Below are 16,974 nucleotides of genomic sequence, written 5' to 3' on the forward strand. Positions count from 1 at the left end.
CCGTGCAGGTTGCTCAGTCAAGAAATCATCTATTGCGCTAGCTGCTGGTTGGGGGTTGTGTCTTAGGTAACAGTGCAACCTGTACGGAGGCCGACATGGACACCGCCTATTCCGCAACGGTCGAGGACACGCTCATCCAGATCGTCACACCGGAAGGCGTGCGTACCGCGCCGACCATGTACAGCGAGCTAGTCGATGACATCACCACCGATAAGTTGCGTGACCTGTACGAGGACCTGGTCGTCGTGCGCCGCATCGACGCCGAAGCGACAGCACTGCAGCGCCAGGGTGAACTTGGACTCTGGGCGCCGCTGCTGGGCCAGGAAGCCGCGCAGGTCGGTTCGGCCAGAGCGCTCGAGCACGACGATTTCGTCTTCGCCAGCTACCGGGAACACGGCGTCGCGTACTGCCGCGGGGTCGACCCGACGCAGATGCTCCGGTTCTGGCGGGGATCGACGCAATCCGGTTGGAATCCATACGAATACAACATGACGACCCCGGCCATCATCGTCGGCTCCCAGGCTCTGCACGCCACGGGATATGGACTCGGCATGAAGTTCGACGGAGCCGAGGGTGCCGTCATCACCTACTTCGGCGACGGCGCAACGAGCCAGGGAGACATCTCGGAGGCTTTCGGATTTGCGGCGAGCTTCGGAGCGCCGGTGGTGTTCTTCTGTCAGAACAACCAATGGGCGATCTCCGAACCGGTGACGGTGCAGACTCACACCACGATCGCCGAGCGCGGTCGTGGCTTCGGAGTTCCAGCAATGCGAGTGGACGGCAACGACGTTCTTGCCGTACTCGCCGCCACCAGAACTGCACTGGCGAGGGCGCGCGAAGGCAGCGGACCCACACTGATCGAAGCCGTCACGTATCGGATGGGGCCGCACACCACGTCCGACGACCCGTCGCGGTACCGTCCCGCTGCTCTCGACGACGAGTGGAGGCGCAAGGACCCGATCGACCGTATCGAACGGCTCCTCGAACGTGAGGGTGCCATGGACGAGTCCTTCCGCGCATGCGTCGAGGAACGTGCCGATGCCACCGCAGCAGACCTGCGTCGAGGATGCCTCGGCACCGTGGAGCCGGGCCCGATGTCGCTGTTCGACAACGTCTACGTCGATCCGCATCCCCTGATCGCGGAAGAGCCCGAGGCATATGCCGCGTATCTCGCCGGATTCGAAGGAGCCGAAAAGCCATGACCGCCACACTTGCCGCCGCTGCGACACTTGCTGCCCCCGTGACGCTTCCGCTCGGCAAGGCTCTCAACGCAGGGCTGCGGCGGGCGATGGAAGATGACGCCAAGGTCGTACTACTCGGCGAGGACATCGGCAAACTGGGTGGTGTCTTTCGCATCACCGACGGGTTGCAGAAGGACTTCGGGCCCACCCGCGTCATCGACACCCCACTGGCTGAGTCCGGAATCGTCGGCATCGCAGTCGGACTCGCCTTCCGCGGATACCGGCCGGTGGTCGAAATACAGTTCGACGGCTTCATCTACCCGGCGTTCGACCAGATCGTCTCGCAGGTGGCCAAACTGCACTACCGCACCGGTGGAAGCGTCAAGATGCCCATCACTATCCGTGTTCCGTATGGCGGCGGAATCGGCGCCGTCGAGCATCACTCGGAGTCGCCCGAAGGGTACTTCGCGCAGACCGCAGGACTTCGAGTGGTCAGTTGCAGCAACGCCGCCGACGCCAACGTGATGCTGCGGCAGGCGATCGCGTCCGACGATCCGGTTCTGTTCTTCGAACCGAAACGACGCTACTGGCAGAAGGGCGAGGTCGACGTCACTGCTTCGATCGACGGCGCGTATCCGCTGCACAAGGCACGAGTCGTGCGCGCGGGAACCGACGCCACGGTCGTCGCATACGGGCCGCTCGTCGCGACGGCATTGCAGGCTGCCGACGTCGCGGCAGGGGAGGGGCGTTCACTCGAGGTGATCGATCTGAGGTCGCTGTCGCCATTGGACATGGACACCATCGCGGCGTCGGTGCGCAAGACCGGACGCCTCGTTGTCACGCACGAGGCGGCAACGTTCATGGGGATCGGCGCCGAAATCGCTGCGCGCGTTCAGGACCAGTGTTTCTACAGCCTCGAAGCCCCGGTGCAGCGTGTCGGCGGGTTCACCATCCCGTACCCACCGGCAAAGCTGGAGGAGTACTTCCTCCCGGACGCCGACCGGATCCTCGACGCAGTGGACAGGAGTTTTCGGGTATGACCAAGAGCTTTCGGCTTCCCGACCTAGGGGAAGGCCTTACCGAGGCGGAATTGATCACCTGGCTCGTCAAGGTCGGGGACACCGTGGAACTGAACCAGGTCATCGCCGAGGTCGAGACCGCAAAAGCCTCCATCGAATTGCCGTCTCCCTATGCGGGCACGGTCATCGCCTTGCATGCGGAGGAAGGCGCCACCGTCGAGGTCGGCACCGCGATCATCGACATCGCGGACGAATCCGACACCGCTGAGCCAGCGGAGCACGGCGAACCTGAAACGGCTGAGCATGTCCCAGTGCTCGTCGGGTACGGCGTTGTGGGAGAGGGGGCCAGCCGCCGCGGGAACCGAACTGCAACATCAGCTCCCGATGCTCCGATAGCAGCGCAGAGTTCGAGGCCGCTGGCGTCGCCTCCGGTCAGGTTCGTCGCCGAACAGGAGGGGATCGACCTCGCCGAGGTACCTGCGACGGGTGCTCACGGCGAGGTGACACGCGAGGACATAGCTGCGTTTCTGAGCCGCGCCGAGGAGCCGCCGGTTTCGTCCGTCGAAGACAAGAACGAGACCCGCACCCCGATCAAGGGCGTCCGCAAGCACACCGCGGCCGCGATGGTGTCGAGTGCGTTCACAGCCCCCCACGTCACCGAGTTCATCACCGTCGACGTGACGCCGACCGTCGAACTGGTGGAGAAGCTGCGCGCTACCGGACACTTCCGCGACATCCGGCTGACACCGCTCGCACTGGTGGCCAAAGCGCTGCTGATTGCGCTGCGTGCAAACCCCAGCCTGAACTCGGAGTGGGACGAGAAGAACCAGGAGATCGTGACCAAGGGCTACGTGAATCTCGGTATTGCTGCCGCGACTCCGAGGGGGCTGATGGTCCCGAACATCAAGAATGCGCACAAGCTCGGGTTGAAGGATCTCGCGCACGCGTTGAACGTACTGACCGCGACGGCCAAGGACGGAAACACGGGCCAGGAAGACTTGGCCGACGGGACGATCACGATCACCAATGTCGGGGTGTTCGGGGTCGATTCGGGTACGCCCATCCTGAACCCGGGTGAGGCTGCGATCCTGTGCTTCGGGGCGATTCGTCGACAACCCTGGGAGTTCGAGGGCGAGATCGCGCTGCGTTCGATGACGACTCTGAGCCTGTCGTTCGATCATCGACTCGTCGATGGCGAGCAGGGTTCTCGATTCCTGTCCGATATCGCGTCTCTGTTGTCGGACCCGCTGAACTTGGTGGCACTCGCGTGAGCGGGCCTCCGCCCCCCAGTGGCGCGGTTGAGTGCACTGGCGTGCGCTTAACCGCGCCACTGGTGCGGAGCGCCAGCCGGTCGAACACCTAGCTCCGACGCGGCCGAAACGGAGCATTCCTCCACTGCTCCCCGTCGTGTTCGTACACTGGCCGACATGACCTCACCGACGAACAAGGCTGCCTTGCCGCTGAGTCTCGTCGAGATGGCCACCCGGCAGGTCCGATCCGAGGTGCTCAGCGGCGCGCTCGAACCCGGGTCCCGCGTGGTCGAAGAGACCCTGTGCGCGCGTTTGGGCATCAGCCGGGCACCGGTGCGCGAGGCGCTGAGACTGCTGGCGCAGCAGGGTCTGGTCGAGCACCTGCCGCGTCGGGGGTTCCGGGTGACCGTGTGGTCCTCGGCCGACATTCTGCAGCTGTTCGAGCTCCGACAGGTTCTCGAACAGCACGCGATCAGGCGAGCCCTCCCGCTCGATTCGGCACACGGGGATCCGTTCGTCACCGTGCGTGCGGCGCTCGACGACATGCGCGACGCAGATGCGCGCGGCGAATCGCTCGAGAAGGACGACGCGCATCGACGCTTCCACGAGGCGATCGTCGCACTGGCGGGGAGCCATCAGCTCGATCTCGCGTACGCGCCCATCCTGCTCAAGCTGCAGCTGCCGATGGCGCGCAACCTGCGTGAAGAAGCGCGTTTGGCTCGGCCGGTCGACGGCATCCGACGCCACGCAGTGCTGCTGGAGGCAGTGGAGTCCAACGATCCGGCGACGGCGTCGGCTGCACTGAAAGAACACGGCGAGCTGACCTACCTACACCTCGAGAGCATTTGCTAACAGACTCGAAACACGCCATCCACCTGCAGTAACACAAAACTGTCGACAATCGACGGTATGACTGGTCCAGTAGCAGGCCCGAGCATCACCGAGCTTCTCGCCTCGTACCGAGATGACACGGCGACCCCGACGGACACCGTCGGCAGGCTCGCCGACGCCATCGAATCACGCGGCGACGATGGCACCTGGATCACTGTGCTGGGACGAGACGATCTACTACGCGCGGCCGCCGAACTGGAAGCGCGCCCCGGAGCTATGGAACTGCCGCTCTACGGAATCCCGTTCGGCGTCAAGGACAGCATCGACGTCGCAGGCTTCCCGACGACGCTCGCCTGTCCCGAGTACGGCTACATCGCAGAGTCGACGGCGCCCGCAGTGCAAGCTCTGCTCGACGCGGGCGCCCTGTTCGTCGGCAAGACCAGTCTCGACCAGTTCGCGACCGGCCTCAACGGAACGCGTACGCCGCACACAATCCCGAGAAGCGTGTACGGAAACGACATGATCTCGGGCGGATCGAGTTCCGGATCGGCATTGGCGGTCGCACTCGGACAGGTTCCGTTCTGTGTCGCCACCGACACCGCGGGGTCCGGTCGAGTTCCCGCTGCGCTCAACGGGATTGTCGGATACAAACCCTCACGCGGACTGATCAGCACCGTCGGCCTCGTACCTGCCTGCAAGTCACTCGACTGCATCACGTTGATGGCCGCGTCCGTCGCGGACCTCGATCTGGTCTTCGACGTGATCAGCGGAATCGATCCGCGTGACGGCTGGTCCCGAGGTCGGGGGCCGAAGTACGACGGTCGCGACATTCGGATCGGGCTGCCCGATCCGAGCCAACTCGACTTCTTCGGCGACGACGCCATGGCGCAGGCTCATGTCGCCGCACGAGAAGCGCTGCACGGCAGAGGATTCACGACGACCGCGGTGTCACTCGAGCCATTTCTCGACGCCGGATCACTGCTCTATCAGGGCCCCTGGGTTGCAGAGCGACTCGTCGAGTTCGACACCTTCCTCGACGAGCGCCCGGATGCGATCGTGCCCGTGGTTCGGGAGATCTTTCTCGGCGGCCGAAAGTACACCGCGGTCGATGCGTTTCGGGCGTTGCAGCACTTGCAGGAGCTGCGCAGTGAGGTGTCGGGAATGTGGGATTCGATGGACGTGATGATCGTCCCGACGATCGGAACCACGTTCACCGTTCCCGAAGTCCAGGCCGATCCCATCGGGTGCAACACCAAGCTGGGGCACTACACCCACTTCGGAAACCTGCTGGATCTCACCGCCGTCGCTGTCCCCGCCGGGCTCACCGCCGATGGACGTCCGTTCAGTCTGATGGTGATCGGACCGGCGCTGTCCGACGATATCGTGCTGGCGGTCGCGGCCCGGCTACTGGGAGAACCGCGCCCCGCAGCAGGCGGGGACACCGTCGACATCATCGTCGCCGGGCATCACCTGGCCGGCGAACGTGCCAACAGTCAGCTGATCGAGCTGGGTGGCGTTCTGGCCGAGGCCACCTCCACCGCGCCGACCTATCGGTTGCTGCGCATCGGCGCGGACGACCCGACACCCGGTCTGATGCGCGTTCGGGCCGGTGGCACTGCACAGGACGTGGAGCGGTGGCGTCTGCCCGCCGCCGCTCTGGCTGTACTCGCGGGCAGAATGCCGGCTGTGCTCGCTCTGGGACGGGTGCATCTGGCCGACGGATCGTCCGCTCTCGGCTATGTCTGCGACGTCGCAGTGCAGACCGGGGCGGCGGACTCTCCCGTCGAAGACATCAGCGAGTTCGGCGGCTGGCGCGCGTACTCCCAGGCGATCAGTACACCGACAGCACAGGAGGTCTCATGAGCGAATCGTATGTATCGGGTGCGTCACCGACGCCGTTCACCGTCCCCGCCGGAAAGACGGCGCTTCTCGTCATCGACATGCAGCGAGACTTCCTGCTGCCGGGCGGTTTCGGAGAGAGTCTCGGCAACGACGTGAACATGCTCCGCAGCGTCATCGAGCCCTTGGCTGCGCTCATCGCGGCGGCGCGGGAGAGCGGCGTCCCGGTGATCCACACCAGGGAGGGACACTTGCCTGACCTCTCCGACTGCCCTCCCGCCAAACTGAACCGAGGAATGCCGTCGCAGCGCATCGGAGATCCTGGTGAGTTCGGGCGCATCTTGATCCGAGGCGAGTACGGGCACGACATCGTCGACGAGCTCGCGCCGATCGATGGCGAAACCGTCATCGACAAGCCGGGCAAGGGCGCCTTCTATGCCACGGAACTCACCGAAGTCCTCGAAGACGCGGGCATCACGACACTCCTCGTCACAGGCGTCACCACCGAGGTGTGTGTGCACACCACCGTGCGCGAAGCAAACGATCGAGGCTACGAGTGCCTCGTCGTATCCGACTGTGTCGGTTCGTATTTCCCGGAGTTTCAGCGGGTCGGCCTCGACATGATCGCAGCGCAGGGCGGAATCTTCGGCTGGACATCGCCGTCGGACGACGTCATCGACGCACTCCGTGAGCTCACTCCATCCCCTGCACTCCACACGAACAGGATCTGACATGACTACCGAAGTGAAGGACTCGACCGCGCCGAGCTCATTCGTTCTGCCGTGGTGGACGCGAGGGGACACCAACGCCTTCTTCGGCCTCGGGTTCAACATCCTCGTGAACGTACTGACCCTGACGACTCTGAGCATCGCGGTGGTCGGTATACCCGGCGACGACGTGCTCGGTACGTTGCTACCCGCACTAGGCGTGGCGCTGGTGCTCGGCAACCTGTATTACATGATCCTCGCGCGTCGACTGGCCAAGCGCGAGAACCGAACCGACGTCACCGCGCTGCCCTACGGCCCGAGTGTGCCCCACATGTTCATCGTGGTGTTCGTGGTGATGCTGCCGGTGTACCTCAGTACCGGGGATGCGTTGCAGGCGTGGGCCGCCGGTTTGGCGTGGGCGTTCATGATCGGCATCATCGTCATGATCGGTGCATTCGTCGGGCCCTACATTCGCAAGATCACCCCTCGGGCGGCGATGCTCGGCACTCTCGCCGGAATCTCGATCACCTTCATCGCGATGCGGCCCGCCGCGCAGATGTGGGATGCGGCCTGGATCGGATTGCCGGTTCTCGCAATCATACTCATCGGATTCTTCACCGACGTGAAGCTTCCGGGCAACATCCCTGTCGGTCTCGCTGCACTGCTGGTGGGTACCGCGATCGGATGGATCGGCGGGTACATGTCCGTACCCGATGTGACCGAGGCAGCCAGCAACATCGCGCTCGGTCTACCGGATCTGCGTCTGGATCTGCTTCTCGACGGGCTCGGCAACCTCGCGCCGCTGCTCGCGACCGCCATTCCCCTCGGTGTCTACAACTTCACCGAAGCGATGAGCAACGTCGAAAGTGCCTCTGCCGCAGGGGACAACTACAACCTACGCAGTGTGCTGCTGGCTGACGGTTTGGGTGCAGTCATCGGCTCGGCCTTCGGTTCTCCGTTCCCTCCCGCCGTCTACATCGGCCACCCGGGATGGAAGGACGCGGGCGGCCGCAGTGGGTACTCCCTGGCATCCGGCATCGCGATCGGGGTGATGTGCTTCCTCGGGCTCTTCGGGCTGCTTGCCACGCTGCTACCGATACCTGCGATCGTGCCGATCCTGCTGTACATCGGTCTGTTGATCGGCGCCCAGGCATTCCAGGCGGTCCCGCGACTGCACGCGATCGCTGTCGTCGTCGCACTGTTGCCGAACCTTGCCGAATGGGCGGTCGGGCTGATCGACAACGCACTCAGTGCGGCAGGAACTTCCGCGTCCGAAGTCGGCAACGAAGCCCTCGGGCAGGCCGGCGTCGTATACGACGGGTTGAGGACCTTCGGCGAAGGAGCTGTGCTCGCCGGTCTGGTGCTCGGCACGATCGTCACGTTCATCCTGGACAAACGATTCCTCGCTGCGGCAACCGCCAGCGGCGTCGGAGCAGTGCTGTGCTGGATCGGACTCATTCACTCCCATGAAGTCGGATGGGCTGCGAATCCACAAGTAGCACTGGGATATCTGTTCTTCGGCATCGTGTGTCTCGCGTACTCGCAGCTGCCGTCGGCCAAGACCAAGCCCGAAGTGGTCGAGGACGACGAGCCGGCGATAGCCGAATAGTCCTTTCGTCACGAGCCGGCCTGCCCGTCAACGGGGAGGCCGGCTTTCTGGTCGATATCGCCATGTGCGCATACGGACAACTACTGTGCGCTCAGCGACAAGTCTTTCGAGGACGTCACGGGTCAAGCTATGACCTAGGACACACTCGAAGGAAGGTCAGACGTGACATTGGAAGCAGCAGTTCTGTGGGAAGCCGGCCAGCCCTGGAAGATCGAGGACCTCGTTCTCGACGCCCCGAAGTACGGTGAGGTGAAGGTCGAGTTGGCAGCGTCAGGGCTGTGTCACTCGGACGAGCATGTGCGCGACGGCAGCGTTCCGGTCGGCCTGCTCCCGTTCATCGGGGGTCACGAGGGCGCCGGTGTCGTCACCGAGAGCGGTCCAGGCGTCACCTCGGTCGCAGTCGGTGACCACGTGGCTCTCGGGTTCATTCCTGCCTGCGGACGCTGCCGGGCCTGCGCGAACGGCCAGTCCAGTATTTGTGATCTCGGCGCGCACCTGCTCGAGGGCTACCAGGTTTCCGACGGCACCGCCCGTCATCACGTGCGTGGCCAGGACGCCGGAATCCAATGCCTACTCGGCACATTCGCGCCGCAAACCGTCGTCAACGAGGCCTCGTGCGTCAAGATCACCGACGACATCCCTCTCGACAAGGCCGCGCTGGTCGGCTGCGGTGTCACCACCGGATGGGGGTCCGCCGTGTACGCCGCGGGAGTGTCCGCAGGGGAAACCGTCGTGATCCTCGGCATGGGCGGCGTCGGATGTGGCGCTGTTCAGGGCGCGGCGCTCGCCGGTGCCCGCCACGTCGTGGTGGTGGATCCGTCGCCGTTCAAACGTGAGCAGGCCAAGATCTTCGGGGCAACGCACACCGCAGCCTCGATCGACGAGGCGCTACCGCTGGTCAACGATCTGACATGGGGCGCACTCGCTGACAAGGTGCTCATCACTATCGACGTGGCGAGCGGCGCCATCATCGCACCGGCAATGAGTCTGGTCGCGAAGGGTGGGACCTGCGTCAACGTCTCCGTCGGCGACATCACCGCGACCGATGTGTCGCTGTCCCTGTTCGACCTCACGGCTATGCGCAAGACCCTCAAGGGCGCCTGGTTCGGCAACGCCAACATCCGCTTCGACATCCCGCACCTGCTGCGCCTGTACATGGAGGGCCAGCTGAAGCTCGACGAGATGATCACGCGCACATACACACTCGATCAGGTGAACGACGGCTACGAGGCCATGCGCAACGCCGAGAACGTCCGCGGCTTGATCCTGTACTAGAAAGGCCCGAGAAATGACTGCAGTACACGAAGCAACGACGTCTCTGCCCCAGAACACCGCAACGCAGCTCTTCGTCGCCGGCCAGTGGCGTGGCGCATCGGACGGCGGCACGTTCACCGATCTGAACCCTACGACCGGACAGCCGCTCGTCGACATCGCCTCGGCAACAGCGCAGGACGTCGATGCTGCGGTTCGCGCGGCACGCGCTCAGCTCGGTGGCGAATGGGGAGCGACGCCCGGCGTCACCCGCGGAAAGCTTCTCAATCGCGTGGCCGACCTCATCGAACGCGACGGTGACCTGCTTGCCCGTCTGGAGGCCCACGACGTCGGCAAGCCGGTGGGTCAGCCCGCGATGCTCGATATTCCCAATGCGGCAGCAACTTTCCGGCACTTTTCGGGTTGGGCCGACAAGATCCAGGGCGCGACCATTCCGACGGCCGGATATTTCGGACAGCCGACGCACTCGTACACCGTTCGCGAGCCGGTCGGTGTCATCGGCGCAATCATCCCGTGGAACACCCCGCTGATGATCGCGGCATGGAAGTTGGCTCCCGCGTTGGCAGCGGGGAACACCCTGGTGGTGAAGCCGCCGGAGGACGCGCCGCTGTCGATACTGCACCTCGCGCGCCTGATCGAGGAGGCAGGTGTTCCCGCAGGCGTCGTCAATGTCGTTCCGGGACTGGGTGAGGTCACGGGCGACGCCCTCGTCGGGCATCCGGACGTGGACAAGATCAGCTTCACCGGAAGCCCGCGCGTCGGTCGACTGATCGCCAAGAAGGCAGCCGATACGTTCAAGCGCACCACTCTCGAGCTCGGCGGCAAGTCGCCCCAGATCATCCTCGAGGACGCCGACCTGGAGGCGGCGATCAACGGCACCGCGATGGGCCTGTTCTTCAACCAGGGACAGGTGTGCGCGGCGGGAACTCGTGTGCTGGTTCATCGTTCGCTGTATTCGAAGGTGGTCGACGGGCTGTCGGCTGCAGCGTCTGCGCAGGTGCTCGGTGATCCGTTCGACCCGGCGACGACGATGGGTGCTCTGGTCAACGCCAAGCAGCGCGATTCGGTTCTCGGATACATCCAGGCCGGGCGCGACGGTGGCGCACGCGTCGCGGCCGGTGGCGGACGTCCCGATCGTGACGGCTTCTTCGTCGAGCCGACGATCTTCGCCGACGCGCACAACGACATGAAGATCGCCCAGGAGGAGATTTTCGGTCCCGTCGGTACTGTTATCCCGTTCGACACTCCCGAAGAGGCGATCGCCATCGCCAACGCGACGGATTACGGACTGGCAGCGAGTATCTGGACACGTGACGTCTCACGCGCGCACTTACTGGCGGCGCAGGTCCGCTCCGGGGCCGTGTGGGTCAACGGATGGGCAGCCATCGATCCCGCACTCCCGTGGGGCGGTATGAAGACCAGCGGCACCGGTCGCGAACTCGGCTGGGCAGGCATCGAGGCCAACACCGAGGAGAAGGTCGTCACGATAGTTCTTTGACGAGGTTCGCCACCCGTGCACGCTAGGACGCACGGGTGGCGCGATAGGCGCGCGGCGACATACCGTACGTGTCCTTGAACTGCTTGGAGAACGACGAGGAATCCACTAGACCGTGACGGGCTGCGATCGCACCGATGCTCTCCGAGAGCAACCGCGAATCCCCGAGGTCGCGGTGGCATCGGTCGAGGCGCCTGGATCTGATCCAGCCGGCCACGGTCCGCCCGTCCGATTCGAACAGCCGCTGCAGGTACCTCGTGGAGACATGGAGGCGTCCGGCGAGGGAAGCCGTGGACAGCGTCGGATCACCCAGATGAGCCTCGATGAGCGACTCCGCCTCGACGAGCAACGTCGACCCCGCTGTTCGACGCGGCGCTTCCTCGTCCAGCGCTGCGCACAGCAGCTCGAGAACCGCGTCGGCGAACATCGGGGTGACGGGTAGGTCGTTCTCGACCAGGTTCTTTCGTAGCCCAGCGAGGAACGGGGACACGGACGCGCCGACGCCCTGGCTGCCGTGAAAGCGCCGGGCTGTCACAGTCGACAATTCCTGCGAGCCGATACGCAGCGTGTCGCGCGGAAGCATGACGACGAACATCGAGAACGCCCCACCGAAGTGGAGGTCGTACGGTTCGCTGGTGTCGTAGACGGCGAAGTCACCCGGCGCGAGAACTGCCTGGCGGTCGCGTTGGGTGACGACTCCGTGTCCGGTGACCTGAAGGCCGACCTTGACGAGACCAGGGTCTGCGCGCTTGATCGTCGCGCGCGTGCGTCGAACATCTACTTCGCACCCGGCCACCTCGCTCAATTGCAACGCGCCGAGCGTCGAGGAGCGCAGCCCGCCTTCGAACAACGACGACCCGGTGGAGACGGCGTCGAGCGGCACGAACGCCGTCGAAACGGACTCGCGCCATTGCTCGAAGTCCTCTGCCACCTCAGGTCACCTCACGTGTGCGGTCGATTGTCGATCAAGCGTCGTGCTTTGCCGATGGAACGTTCGAGTGCGGCAGGCGCCACGACGTCGACCTGCACGCTGACCCCGATACGGTCCTTGACCAGCTTCTTCAATGTTGCTGCGGCAACGGGATGGACCTCCGGTGAGGCACCCGGACGAGCCTCGACGAGTACCGTCAACGAATCCATCCGGCCGGCACGGGCGAGCACGCACTGAAACTGGGGAGCCAGCGCGGGAACCGTCAGAATCAGCTCTTCGATTTGCGTCGGGAACAGATTCACCCCACGCAGGATGATCATGTCGTCGGTGCGGCCGGTGACCTTCTGCATACGACGCATCGTGCGAGCGGTTCCCGGAAGCAGTCGCGTCAGGTCACGCGTCCGGTAGCGGATGATGGGCATCGCTTCTTTCGACAGTGAGGTGAAGACCAACTCACCCTCCTCACCGTCGGGAAGAACTTCGCCGGTCACCGGGTCGATGACCTCCGGGTAGAAATGATCCTCCCAGATGTGCAGTCCGTCCTTGGTTTCGACGCATTCCATTGCGACGCCGGGCCCCATGACCTCCGACAGGCCGTAGATGTCGACGGCATCCATGTCGAGAGTCTTCTCGATCTCCTTGCGCATCTCCTCGGTCCACGGCTCGGCACCGAACACCCCGGTCCTCAGCGACGTCTTCGACGGGTCGATGCCCTTCTTGATCATCGCGTCGACGATCGTGAGCATGTACGACGGTGTGACCATGATCGCGTCGGGCTCGAAGTCCTCGATGAGCTGGATCTGGCGTTCGGTCATGCCACCGGACATCGGGATGACCGTGCAGCCCAATCGCTCTGCACCGTAGTGCGCACCGAGCCCACCGGTGAACAACCCGTATCCGTAGGCGACATGCACCTTGTCGGAAGGCTTCACGCCAGCCGCGCGGAGGCTGCGGGCGATCAGATCGGCCCAGTTGCTGATGTCGTTCGCGGTGTAGCCGACGACGGTCGGCCTCCCCGTGGTGCCCGAAGACGCATGGATACGCGAGACCTTGTCCTGGGGCACCGCGAACATCCCGAACGGGTAGTTCTCGCGGAGATCCTTCTTCGCGGTGAACGGGAACTTGGCCAGATCCGAGAGATCTTTCAGGTCGGTTGGATGAACTCCGGCGTCGTCGAACGCTTTTCGGTAGTGCGGCACGTTGTCGTATGCGTGCTTCAGCGACCATTGTAGGCGTTCGATCTGGAGTGCCGAAATACGATCGCGCGACGCGAATTCGATGTCGGGTGTGTCGGTGGGGGTGGACAGCACACTGGTCATGGTTGCTCTCTTGTGGTCTCAGGCGTCGAAGTCGACGGTGACGGTGTCGCTGAGTGGGAATGTCTGACAGGTGAGGACGAAGCCGGCATCGACCTCGCTGTCCTCGAGCGCGTAGTTGCGACGCATGTCCACATCGCCGCTGGTCACCTTCGCGCGACAGGTGCCGCAGACACCACCCTTGCACGCGAAAGGAAGGTCGGAGCGAAGCATCTCGGCAGAGTCGAGAATCGACTCGTCCTGCGGGAGTGCGCCTGTGACGCTGCGACCATCGAGAACGATGGTGACCTCGCTGCTCGGTCCGACGACGCCCGGTTCGCGGTGCTTCTCCTGCGGAGGAGGGATGTCGTCGACATAGAACAATTCGTGGTGGATGCTGCTCTTGGCGACACCGAGGTCGCCGAGGACCTCCTGCGCATCGGTGACCATCCCGAACGGTCCGCACAGCCAGAAGTGGTCGATGTCGGGCGTCGGGATTACGGTGTCGAGAATCTCGCGCAGGCGCGCTGCATCGAGTCTGCCGCTGAACAATTCGACCTCGCGAGGCTCGCGAGAGAGGACGTGGATGACATCGAACCTACTGCCGTACTGGTCTTTCAGGTCTGCGATCTCCTCGGCGAACATCACCGAGCGCGTGCGCCGATTGCCGTACAGCAAAACGACTTCGGCGTCCGGGTTGGCCAGCACCGACGCCGCGATGGACAGCATCGGAGTGATTCCGGATCCCGCGGCGATCAATACGTGCCTGCCGCCGGCGGCGGGGTCTGCATGGAAGGTGCCGCTCGGACCCTGGACGTCGATGCGGTCGCCGGCCTTGACCTCGTGGACGAGCCAGGAGGAGAAGAGTCCGTCGCTGACTTCACGCACACCGACCCGAGGACGGGTACCTGCGGGTGCGCAGATGGAGTAGGAACGACGATGTTCGACGCCGTCGACCGTGCGGCTGAGCATCAGGGATTGACCTGGGAGGAAGTCGAATTCGTCGGTCAGGTGCCCGGGTACGTCGAACGTGACGGCGACGGCGTCGTCGCACAGCGATTCGACGTCGGCGACGGTCAGCGTGTGAAAAGGCTTGTTTCGCAGGTTCTTCTGTACGGGTTCGGCGGTGACGGTCATCAGATCTCCTTCACGTGGTCGAAGGGCTCGAGGCAGCTGCCGCACCGGTACTGGGCTTTGCACAGCGTGGCACCGAATTCCGAGGTCAAATGTGTTTTCGTAGAACCGCACTGTGGGCACGCGATCTGCCGGGGTTTGACCGTCAGGGTCAACGGGACCGGACCGCTCGTGCGGGTGGGGGCAGGGCCGGGTGTCGAGTACCCGGATTCACGCAGTTTGCGCAGACCCTCCTCGGAGATCCAGTCGGTGCTCCACGCGGGGCTGAGGCTGGTGACGATCTCGACACTGTCGTAGCCGTTGTCGTGCAGCGTGTGTTCGATGTCGTCACGCATCGTCGCCATCGCCGGGCATCCCGAGTACGTCGGAGTGATGGTGACGAGCACGCTGCCGTCCTTACGGACCTCGACGTCACGCAGGACGCCGAGGTCGTCGAGGGTGAGCAGTGGCATCTCGGGGTCCATGACGGTGGCGGCGATCTCGCGCGCCGTTCGTTCCAGTGTGGTCACCAGACTCCCTCCGGATGGGCCCTCGCCACGACCTGCATCTCGGCGATCAGTGGCCCGAATGCTTCGGTGTGGATTCCGCGCCGACCACCGCGGCCGCCGATCGTCCCGACGGCCTTGCCGTCCGGCGCTTCCAATTCTGCCGCGTGCAGAACCTGAGCGAGAACGGAATCGAACTCTTCACGCACATCGCGAGGGTCGACGGCGACGCCCACCTGTGCGAGCGCGATCTCCTCGTCGGTGGGGACGAACAGTTCGGACACGTACGGCCAGATCCGCGCGATGGCGTCGTGAACCCGTCGCTTCGATTCCTCGGTTCCGCACCCAAGCGTCACGACCCAGCGGGCCGCGTAATCCCGGTGGTACGTCAGCTCTTTGACGCCCTTGTCCGCGACGGCGGCGAGGACCGGATCACGTGAGGTGCGGAGCCTGGTGAACACGGCCAATCGCCACGTCGAGAACACCAACAGGCGCACCTGCGTTTTGGCGAAGTCGCCGTTGTCGAGTTCGGTGAGCCGTACGTTGCGGAAGTTCGCCTCGTCGCGGAAGAACGCGAGGGCGTCCTCCGGCGGTGTGGGTGAGGTGTCGGAGATGCGCGGGACCACTGTGGAGTCCGCGGCCGCAGCGCGCGCCAGCAGCAACCTGGCCTGCCCGAGTAGGTCGAGTCCGACGTTCGCGAGCGCGACTTCCTCTTCGAGTTCCGGTGCGCGAGTGCTCCACTGGGCAAGACGCTGTGAGCTGATCAGCGCATCGTCGCCGAGCATGAGGCAGTATGCGGCAAGGGCTCGAAGGTCGACGTCGTCGGGGACGGTGGTGTCGACGCCGGCAAGTGGGTCGTCGAAGCTCGTCCCGAATGCCCACTGCCCGTGTGTGTCTTCGTTGACGAGGCCGTCGTAGGCGTTGTCGTGATCAGTCATGGGTGTCAGGCCTTACATGTGGGGAACGTTGTCGGGGATCTCGTAGAACGTCGGGTGTCGGTACACCTTGTCTCCGCTCGGGGCGAAGAACGGGTCCTTTTCCGAGGGCGAGGACGCGACGATCGAGTTGGACTTCACTACCCAGATGCTGACGCCCTCGTTGCGACGGGTGTAGACGTCGCGTGCGTGACGCAGCGCCATGTGATCATCGGCTGCGTGCAGCGATCCGACGTGCACGTGATTCAGTCCGCGTTTGCCGCGAAGAAAGACCTCGTAGAGTGGCCAATCCGCTTTGACTGACTCTCTTTTCGGCTCGACGGGGACGTTGTCGGTCGGAACTGCGCCGTGGCCACCCTCGGCAGTGAACTGACTCATGAAGCATTCCTCTCTGCAAAAGCGGTCGCGGCCTCGCGGACCCATGCGCCGTCCTCGTGCGCTGCCCGCCGGTTGGCAAGGCGTTCGACGTTGGATGCACCGTTGCCCTTGATCACCTGCATGAACTCGGCCCAGTCGGGCTCGCCGAAGTCGTACGACTTGCGCTCGTCGTTCCACTTCAGGTCCGGATCGGGGAACGTGACTCCGAGTGCTTCGGCCTGCGGGATGGACATGTCGACGAAGCGCTGGCGCAGCTCGTCGTTGGTGTGACGCTTGATGCCCCACTTCATCGATTGCTCGGTGTTGGGGGACTCGTCGTCGGGCGGGCCGAACATCATCAATGCCGGCCACCACCAGCGGTTCACCGATTCCTGCACCATCGCGCGCTGCTCGTCGGTGCCGCGCATCATGGTCGCGAGCAGCTCGTAGCCCTGGCGTTGATGGAAGGACTCTTCCTTGCAGACGCGGATCATCGCACGTGCGTACGGTCCGAAGCTGCTGCGGCACAGGGGCACCTGATTGCAGATCGCGGCGCCGTCGACGAGCCAACCGATGGTGCCGACGTCCGCGTAGGTCAGGGTCGGGTAGTTGAAGATCGAGGAGTACTTCTGCT

16 protein-coding genes are annotated in these 16,974 nt (G+C 64.3%); 9 read left to right on the plus strand and 7 right to left on the minus strand.

Annotated elements, in window-relative coordinates:
• Positions 1-95 precede the first annotated feature (95 nt).
• From pdhA to styD, 9 genes are all read left to right on the plus strand, one after another.
• The gene (pdhA, locus tag A2J03_RS14265; protein WP_068375004.1) at positions 96-1,202 is read left to right on the plus strand and encodes a pyruvate dehydrogenase (acetyl-transferring) E1 component subunit alpha; all 1,107 of its coding nucleotides are present in this window, start codon (positions 96-98) and stop codon (positions 1,200-1,202) included.
• Entirely contained in the window at positions 1,199-2,221 is a 1,023-nt protein-coding gene (locus tag A2J03_RS14270; protein WP_068375007.1) for an alpha-ketoacid dehydrogenase subunit beta, read from the plus strand. The genes pdhA and A2J03_RS14270 overlap by 4 nt, the downstream gene beginning before the upstream one ends.
• On the plus strand, positions 2,218-3,471 hold the full coding sequence (locus A2J03_RS14275) for a dihydrolipoamide acetyltransferase family protein (protein ID WP_068375009.1): 1,254 nt from the start codon (positions 2,218-2,220) through the stop codon (positions 3,469-3,471). Before A2J03_RS14270 ends, A2J03_RS14275 begins: the two co-directional genes overlap by 4 nt.
• A gap of 156 nt (positions 3,472-3,627) precedes the next feature.
• Complete coding sequence (locus A2J03_RS14280) at positions 3,628-4,302, plus strand: GntR family transcriptional regulator (protein ID WP_068375012.1); 675 nt, start codon at positions 3,628-3,630, stop codon at positions 4,300-4,302.
• 57 nt (positions 4,303-4,359) lie between these two features.
• Positions 4,360-6,144 carry an allophanate hydrolase gene (gene atzF / locus A2J03_RS14285; RefSeq protein WP_068375020.1) on the plus strand — a complete coding sequence of 595 codons (1,785 nt, stop codon included), beginning with the start codon at positions 4,360-4,362 and terminating at the stop codon, positions 6,142-6,144.
• Positions 6,141-6,851, plus strand: coding sequence for a cysteine hydrolase family protein (locus tag A2J03_RS14290; RefSeq protein ID WP_068375023.1), 711 nt, complete (start codon positions 6,141-6,143; stop codon positions 6,849-6,851). The genes atzF and A2J03_RS14290 overlap by 4 nt, the downstream gene beginning before the upstream one ends.
• Before the next feature lies 1 nt (position 6,852).
• Positions 6,853-8,436 carry a regulator gene (locus A2J03_RS14295; RefSeq protein WP_068375026.1) on the plus strand — a complete coding sequence of 528 codons (1,584 nt, stop codon included), beginning with the start codon at positions 6,853-6,855 and terminating at the stop codon, positions 8,434-8,436.
• Positions 8,437-8,598: 162 nt separating this feature from the next.
• Entirely contained in the window at positions 8,599-9,711 is a 1,113-nt protein-coding gene (locus A2J03_RS14300; protein WP_068375030.1) for an NDMA-dependent alcohol dehydrogenase, read from the plus strand.
• Positions 9,712-9,724: 13 nt separating this feature from the next.
• On the plus strand, positions 9,725-11,206 hold the full coding sequence (styD, locus tag A2J03_RS14305) for a phenylacetaldehyde dehydrogenase StyD (RefSeq protein ID WP_068375033.1): 1,482 nt from the start codon (positions 9,725-9,727) through the stop codon (positions 11,204-11,206).
• 22 nt (positions 11,207-11,228) lie between these two features.
• Here styD and A2J03_RS14310 read toward each other — a convergent pair whose 3' ends face one another.
• The 7 genes from A2J03_RS14310 to paaA form a co-directional block, all read right to left on the minus strand.
• A complete protein-coding gene (locus A2J03_RS14310) occupies positions 11,229-12,134 on the minus strand; it encodes a helix-turn-helix domain-containing protein (RefSeq protein ID WP_068375036.1) in 906 nt (301 codons plus the stop codon).
• An 11-nt stretch (positions 12,135-12,145) separates the two neighbouring features.
• Positions 12,146-13,453: a phenylacetate--CoA ligase PaaK gene (paaK, locus tag A2J03_RS14315; protein ID WP_068375038.1), complete on the minus strand. Its 1,308-nt coding sequence runs from the start codon at positions 13,451-13,453 to the stop codon at positions 12,146-12,148.
• Positions 13,454-13,471: 18 nt separating this feature from the next.
• A complete protein-coding gene (gene paaE / locus A2J03_RS14320; RefSeq protein ID WP_068375041.1) occupies positions 13,472-14,566 on the minus strand; it encodes a 1,2-phenylacetyl-CoA epoxidase subunit PaaE in 1,095 nt (364 codons plus the stop codon).
• Positions 14,566-15,027 (minus strand): 1,2-phenylacetyl-CoA epoxidase subunit PaaD, encoded by a 462-nt coding sequence (gene paaD, locus A2J03_RS14325; RefSeq protein WP_068375056.1) that lies wholly within the window; start codon positions 15,025-15,027, stop codon positions 14,566-14,568. The genes paaE and paaD overlap by 1 nt, the downstream gene beginning before the upstream one ends.
• A 41-nt stretch (positions 15,028-15,068) precedes the next feature.
• On the minus strand, positions 15,069-15,986 hold the full coding sequence (gene paaC / locus A2J03_RS14330; RefSeq protein WP_068375044.1) for a 1,2-phenylacetyl-CoA epoxidase subunit PaaC: 918 nt from the start codon (positions 15,984-15,986) through the stop codon (positions 15,069-15,071).
• Positions 15,987-15,998: 12 nt separating this feature from the next.
• Entirely contained in the window at positions 15,999-16,361 is a 363-nt protein-coding gene (gene paaB / locus A2J03_RS14335; protein ID WP_068375047.1) for a 1,2-phenylacetyl-CoA epoxidase subunit PaaB, read from the minus strand.
• The coding region (gene paaA / locus A2J03_RS14340) for a 1,2-phenylacetyl-CoA epoxidase subunit PaaA (protein ID WP_068375050.1) at positions 16,358-16,974 on the minus strand (617 nt) is incomplete at its 5' end. The genes paaA and paaB, both read right to left, overlap by 4 nt.

Source organism: Rhodococcus sp. EPR-157 (assembly GCF_001647195.1).
Lineage (GTDB): Bacteria > Actinomycetota > Actinomycetes > Mycobacteriales > Mycobacteriaceae > Rhodococcoides.